At 36.8% G+C, this 6,464-nt stretch carries 6 protein-coding genes and 1 tRNA gene; all 7 read right to left on the bottom strand.

What is annotated here, in order from left to right; translation table 11 throughout:
• Positions 1–209 precede the first annotated feature (209 nt).
• Positions 210–692: a hypothetical protein gene (locus tag ACFSQ0_RS07980; RefSeq protein WP_379046656.1), complete on the bottom strand. Its 483-nt coding sequence runs from the start codon at positions 690–692 to the stop codon at positions 210–212.
• 44 nt (positions 693–736) lie between these two features.
• Positions 737–1,933 carry a tyrosine-type recombinase/integrase gene (locus ACFSQ0_RS07975; protein ID WP_379046653.1) on the bottom strand — a complete coding sequence of 399 codons (1,197 nt, stop codon included), beginning with the start codon at positions 1,931–1,933 and terminating at the stop codon, positions 737–739.
• Positions 1,934–2,332: 399 nt separating this feature from the next.
• Positions 2,333–2,572: a hypothetical protein gene (locus ACFSQ0_RS07970; protein WP_379046650.1), complete on the bottom strand. Its 240-nt coding sequence runs from the start codon at positions 2,570–2,572 to the stop codon at positions 2,333–2,335.
• A gap of 126 nt (positions 2,573–2,698) precedes the next feature.
• A tRNA-His gene (locus tag ACFSQ0_RS07965) sits at positions 2,699–2,774 on the bottom strand.
• A 58-nt stretch (positions 2,775–2,832) separates the two neighbouring features.
• Positions 2,833–3,549, bottom strand: coding sequence for a bacillithiol biosynthesis deacetylase BshB1 (gene bshB1, locus ACFSQ0_RS07960; RefSeq protein ID WP_379046647.1), 717 nt, complete (start codon positions 3,547–3,549; stop codon positions 2,833–2,835).
• A complete protein-coding gene (nhaC, locus tag ACFSQ0_RS07955) occupies positions 3,546–5,030 on the bottom strand; it encodes a Na+/H+ antiporter NhaC (RefSeq protein WP_379046644.1) in 1,485 nt (494 codons plus the stop codon). The genes bshB1 and nhaC overlap by 4 nt, the downstream gene beginning before the upstream one ends.
• Positions 5,031–5,107: 77 nt before the next feature.
• The gene (locus ACFSQ0_RS07950; RefSeq protein WP_379046641.1) at positions 5,108–6,331 is read right to left on the bottom strand and encodes a trans-sulfuration enzyme family protein; all 1,224 of its coding nucleotides are present in this window, start codon (positions 6,329–6,331) and stop codon (positions 5,108–5,110) included.
• Between the last annotated feature and the right edge of the window lie 133 nt (positions 6,332–6,464).

The raw sequence follows: 6,464 nt of genomic DNA, 5'->3' as shown, positions 1-6,464 counted from the left end.
TCTTTTAAGAACTAATTTTTGTTTTTTACTTCATCTTTTCAAGCAGTCAGATTCATTATTTTTCCGCTTTGCTTTTCATTCCGAGGTATTTTTGCCAACGGTCTAGTATAACCGTCAGTTACGGGTTTAAAGTTAATGATTTTCGGTTAAGCACAGACATTAGCAATTCCGAGTGGATTCGGACGTAGTCGAATCCGCCGTAATTGCGGTTATACATTGTTGTGCATAGTATTTTTTATTTTCTCAATGTCAGATTCAATTTCCGCATAGTTTATAAATCCGTTTTGAGTTGTTGTCTTTTTTACAGTCTTTTTCCAAAATGGATAAGCCCAAGTCAACGCTGTTCCATAATTTTTCCAATTCCCATTTTCATCCTCAAACTCATATTCATTTCGGTAAGCTAATTTGCCTTTATAAAAATCAATTCGTCGTTTCTTACAGGTCAAAAATCGTAGGAATTCGTTAAATCCTTTATTCAAGTCGTCATATTTTGGGTCATAATGTAAATGACTAATCCCATATCCAACAGTCAATTGTCCACTTTCATCGAGTTCAATCCAAATTGATGATTCGTTTTCATTTTCAGAGTCCAAAGTCAGATGAGTTCCATTTTCAAATTCAGAAACTCGTTCCGAAAATTGGGTTTTCAGAAGTTCCTTTATTTTACTAAATGTCAATTGGTGATTCGTCATTTTATATTATGCACAACTGGTTATATCGAGTCAAATATACACTTTTATAGGTTAATATTTCCGGATAAAGATACTTTTTTGGTATCATAGCCTTGTTGATTAAGTTGCTGTAAAGCAGAATCTAATGGACTTTTTATTTGTAGTAACTGCTTACGACTCACGTGCGTGTAAATCATGGTGGTTTCGGGTTTACTATGTCCCAACAATTCTTGTATATAGCGCAAGTCTACTCCGGTTTCAAGTAAATGAGTAGCAAAAGAGTGGCGTAGGGTATGCGGAGTTACAGTTTTGGTTATTTTAGCGCGTAAAACAGCACGCTTTAATGAAGCTCTAACACTGCTAGCTTGATAAGCGTGTCCAGATCGACCTTCTATTAAAAAATGTCTGGGTTGATAAGTGTTTAAATAATTATACAGTAAAGGTAAAATGGTGTCGGCTAATATAACTACGCGGTCTTTGCGTCCCTTGCTGCGATGTATGAAAAGTTGTCGGCGTTCAATGTTTAAATCGCTTACTCGTAAAGATAGGGCTTCGCCAATTCGTAAACCAGAAGAGTAGAGGAGAGCAAAAATAAACCTATGCTTTAGGTTTTTTGTGGCTTGTAATATTCGCAAAACTTCTTCTAAAGATAATACGCCAGGCAAAGACTTGTTGCGCTTGGGGCGCAAGTGGTTCAAATCTTCCTGTAATTCTATGTTAAACAATATCACATAATGTTTCAATGCACTAATACACTGCCTGTGTGTACTTATAGAAAATTGCTTGGCAGCTATTTCATCTTCTATAAACCGATTAAAATCGGTTAAAGCCAATGATAAAGGATCTTTTTTAGTGTAATACTCAAATTTTAAAACAAAACTGCAGTAGGTGGCTAAGGTACTTTGGCTATAACGCTTTCCGCGTAAATAATTATAGTACTGTTTTAACCTATGGCGCCCCTCTTGGCTTAAATCGTCTGCATTTACAACTTTTTGCGTTTTAGGTTTAGGTCTCGCTTTGTTTTTGGGAAGCTTAAATCCGCTTAAAGCGCTATAATCTACATAATGGTTCATTTTGCGAAAATGAGTATATAAATTAGCACAGGTGTCTGGCTTTTGTAAAACATAAAAACAACGCTGCGTTCTAGAATATTTAACCTTAGCTATCTTCTTGGTATAAGCAATCAATTCGCGATTGTATTCAAAAAAAATACCAACGCAATGGGCATCGCGATGAAAAATAGGTTTTAAGGTTATACGCATTTTGTTTTAATTTTATTAACCTTACAATTTAACAATAATAAAATTAAAGAATCACTATTACGCTTTAAAAAATTGTTTAAACGTTGTTTTTATCTTATTAAATGCATATTATTTATAATTTAATCAATTGCGTGTTGCACTGGTTTTAATGAACTAGAGTAGAGGATTGATTGAGATTATTTAAGGTTAAACCGGATTTTTGAGAAGTTAGTTTGCTTGCTTATTGGGTAATAATATTATGCCGATTGAATAAATTTCATAGGTTAAACCGAATTAAAAGCTTGAAGCCGATTTTTTTAAAGTACGTCTCGAAGAATAAAATTCAACTTAAAAGTTCAATCTGTTAAATGACGTGTAAGTTTTAAGGCCACTTGTTTCATTGAGACGAATAGAAAGAATCTATCCAGATAAAACCCTTAATAATTTCAAGCTGAAAAAATAGTAGAAAAGCGAATACAGATCTTCAAAATCAGGGTGAGTAAATTTTGGCAACTGCTTAAGCAAATCCCAGTCACCTAAAGCCGAATGCGAATTAGTCTTTCTACGAATTTTCTTTTCGTGAAACAATCTTAATTTCACCGGATATTTATCTTCTTTATTAGGTTTTTCTGTCTTGCTTAGTAGGATAGAGGCTTTCATTTTTCGTAAACTTTTCGTAAATATATTATACAAAAACACCCTTTTTCACCCTATTTATTCACGTGCACCCGAAAATTAAAAAAGTATAAAAACAAAAAAACCCTACTATTAGTAGGGTTTTGCTAGGGGTGGAAGATCGGTCTCGAACCGACGACCTCCTGAACCACAATCAGGCGCTCTAACCAACTGAGCTACAACCACCATTTGTTTGCGGGTGCAAATCTAAAAAATAATAACCATTCTGCCAAGAAAAAATTACATTAAATTAAATCAAATGCAGAATTTAAAGCAATGGGTCTGTCGCTAGTAAAGCCTTCGGCATAATCGGTGCCAATTAGTCTACCTAAATTTTGAGCTCTATAGGTCACACTTTCAAGAAAATTGGTACTAGATATAGGTGTTTCGGGCTCATTGGCATGGGTTTGGTAAAACTGTGAACCATAGGCTTTTACTGCTTTAATTTTTGTTTTAATGTGAGTTCCAATATCTAGAATTATATCGGGCGTTATTTCCTGCCATTGTATATAATGTAAGACCAAACGGGGGCGCCAAGCGGCTTGAGGTTTACCTTCCCATTGGGTTTCAATTTTGCGCAACCCGCTTAAAAAGCATGCGTCACTTACCAGTTTACTTCCCTTTCCGTGGTCTATATGCCGGTCTCTTATAGCGTTGCAAAAAACAATTTCTGGCTGAAAAGCACGAATTTGTTTAATTACTTCTAGTTGATTGTCTTTGTCGTTGGTGAAAAAACCATCGCTAAAACCTAAGTTATGTCGGTAACTTACACCTAACAAATCGGCTGCAGCTTTTGCTTCTTGAGCACGAAGTTCAGCACTTCCTCGAGTACCTAATTCACCGCGGGTTAAATCTACAATTCCTACTTTTTTACCGGCTGCAATCTCTTTGGCTAAAGTGCCACTACAACCCAGCTCTACATCATCGGGATGGGCTCCGAATGCTAATATATCTAATTTCATGCGAGGCTTGTTTTATTATTTTTAAGTTGTCTTATTTTTATATTTAATGCGGCAAATAATAACGTCATAAACGGACTTAAGTAATTGAAAATAGCATAGGTGAAGTAACTCAATACGGGAACACCTAAAACACCACTATGGTAGGCTCCGCAAGTATTCCAAGGGATTAGCACAGAGGTAACTGTAGCAGAATCTTCTAACGTGCGGCTTAGGTTTTCTGGCGCTAAGCCTTTGTCTTTATAAGCTTTAGCAAACATTTTACCCGGTACCACAATAGCTAAGTATTGGTCTGATGCGGTTACATTCAAGGCTAGACAACTTATTACGGTGCTGCTAAACAACCCAAAGGTTGAGTGAAACAAGTTGAGCAAAGCTTTGCTTATCCTACTTAAAGCCCCAATGGCATCCATTATTCCGCCAAAAGTCATAGCACAAATAATTAACCAAATAGTGCCGAGCATACCATACATTCCGCCCGAAGAAAATAAATCGTTTAAAGCGGTGTAGTCGGTGGGTACTTCTACACTCACAGTGATCGAGTCAATTATTCCGCGATAAGCGCTAGAAATACTCAAAACATCGGTTCCGGCAATTTGATTTAAAACGTGGGGTTGAAAAAAAATGCTAGCTAGCGCTGCCAGGAGAGTTCCCAACAATAAAGCTACTAATGGGGGTGTTTTTTTAATGATTAAAAAGACTACCAAAAGAGGTACAGCAAATAACCACGGACTAATGGTAAAAGCGCTGTCTATCGCATTCAATATTTTTTGGGTATTTACTTGATCTGGGGTGTCTAAATTTAAACCGATTATAATAAAGACAATTAAAGTGATTATTATAGAAGGTACAGTGGTGTAAAGCATATACCTAATATGGGTAAACAAATCTGTACCAGCCATAGCAGGGGCCAAGTTTGTAGTATCACTTAATGGAGATAATTTGTCACCAAAATAAGCTCCGCTTAGTATGGCACCGGCCGTCATTCCTAAAGATATGCCTAATGCCTCAGATATACCTATTAAGGCAATACCAACCGTGGCAGAGGTGGTCCAGCTACTTCCTGTTGCAACAGAAATAATGGAGCAAATCACCACGCAGGCTGCCAAAAATATGCTAGGGTTTAATAATTGCAACCCGTAGTAAATCATACTAGGAATAATACCGCTAACCAACCAAGTACCCGATAAGGCGCCAACCATAAGCAGAATCAAAATTGGGCCAGAGGTAGATTTGATGTTTTGCGCTACTTCTTCTACCATAGTTTTGTAAGATACACGGTTAAAATATCCTACGATAGCCGCAACCGCAGCCCCCATAAGAAGAATAAATTGATTGGACCCGTCTAGCGCACTATCTCCATAAACATAAACGTTGTAAGCGAGCATTCCTATTAATGCAAAGACAGGCAAAAGTGCCTGTCCTAGACTCAAATTGTTTTCAATAATATGCTGGTTATTCGGATCAGATGATTGGGTGTCCATTTTTTTTACTGGCTTTAAAGCGAATTAAGGCTAGTAAAGTAAACAATTTTTTAATAATTATTTGCGCTTAATATTAATTAATTTGCATTTAGTAAATCAGAGGCTACTATGCCGCTGGCTTCCAGACACTTTTTAATGCCATCCCAACTTTGTGTAATGCTATGATCTAAACCAATAGAAAAACGCACCAAACCATTGCTTAAGCCCATGGTTGTTTGTTCTGCTTCAGGAATTTCTGAGGAAGTTGATTTTCCAGGGGCGCTGAATAGCGTTCGGTAAAATCCTAAACTTACCGCTAAATCTCCTAAGTTATAAGCTTGCATCATTTCTAGAAAAACATTGGCTTTTTCAAAACTTCCTACATCAACCGTAAGCATCCCCCCAAAACCAAAATCACTGTAATGTTTTGCCTTAAAATAGGCGTGACTTTTATGTGATGCTAAACCAGGATAAACCGTTTTTAAGCCTAAGCTTTCAAATTTTTTGGCCAAAAAAAGTGCGTTTTTACTATGTTGTTGAATACGTACCGGTAGCGTTCTTAAATTCTTGAGTATAGAAGCGGCACGTAGACTATCTAAAGTTGCTCCCAGTAACATGGCAGCACCTTGATTTACATCACGTAAACTAAGTATAAATTCTTGCTTAGCACAAATCACTCCGCCTAAAGTGTCACTACTTCCATTTATGTACTTAGTAAGCGAGTGAATCACCACATCGGCACCCATTTGAGCAGGGCAAAAAGATAAAGGAGAAAAAGTGTTGTCTATCACCAATTTTAAATTATACTTTTTTGCGATGACACTTAATGCATCTATATGGGCTACTTCTAGCAGTGGATTACTCAGCGTTTCGGCATATAGGACTTTTGTTTGTGGGGTAATACTGGCTTCTACCTCTTGTAAGTTTGTAATATCTACAAAGTGCGTTTTTATACCTAAGCCTGGCATAAAGTTTTTCATAAACGCATAAGTGCCTCCATACACAGTACGACTGCTTACCACCTCATCTCCTTGCTGACAAAGTTGCAACAAAACCGCGGTAATTGCACCCATGCCGCTAGCGGTAACCAAAGCGTCTTCGGTACCCTCCATTCGAGCGAGTGCTTGTTCAAGATAAGATTGAGTAGGATTGGCGTGTCGAGAATATAAAAATAAGCCTTCGGTTTTGCCTTCAAAGGTTTCAAACATTTCTTGTGGGTTGCGAAACCTAAACGTGCTCGAGTCGGCTATAGGCGGATTAACCCCGCGGTCTTGAATAGCAAATTGTAGCTCCTGTAATGCAATTCCTGGATGATGCTTCATAGTGCAATGTATTTTATAATTAAAATAAAGATAATTCAAGCTTAAATGATTTACTATAGGTGTTCTTTTATTTAGTATAAAATTCGATAAAAACATAATTTATAGAATATTATTCTGTATTTTTAATTCTTTA

It is taken from the genome of Mesonia sediminis (assembly GCF_042684705.1).
GTDB classification, from domain to species: domain Bacteria; phylum Bacteroidota; class Bacteroidia; order Flavobacteriales; family Flavobacteriaceae; genus Mesonia; species Mesonia sediminis.
Note: the sequence above shows the minus strand (reverse complement) of the source record. Positions and strands in the feature narration are given on the sequence as shown.

What these genes read in the sequence shown, in the direction of transcription:
- ACFSQ0_RS07975 (WP_379046653.1), bottom strand. Translation starts at nt 1,933, where the DNA reads ATGCGTATAACCTTAAAACCTATTTTTCATCGCGATGCCCATTGCGTT.
- ACFSQ0_RS07980 (WP_379046656.1), bottom strand. Translation starts at nt 692, where the DNA reads ATGACGAATCACCAATTGACATTTAGTAAAATAAAGGAACTTCTGAAA.
- bshB1 (WP_379046647.1), bottom strand. Translation starts at nt 3,549, where the DNA reads ATGAAATTAGATATATTAGCATTCGGAGCCCATCCCGATGATGTAGAG.
- ACFSQ0_RS07970 (WP_379046650.1), bottom strand. Translation starts at nt 2,572, where the DNA reads ATGAAAGCCTCTATCCTACTAAGCAAGACAGAAAAACCTAATAAAGAA.
- nhaC (WP_379046644.1), bottom strand. Translation starts at nt 5,030, where the DNA reads ATGGACACCCAATCATCTGATCCGAATAACCAGCATATTATTGAAAAC.
- ACFSQ0_RS07950 (WP_379046641.1), bottom strand. Translation starts at nt 6,331, where the DNA reads ATGAAGCATCATCCAGGAATTGCATTACAGGAGCTACAATTTGCTATT.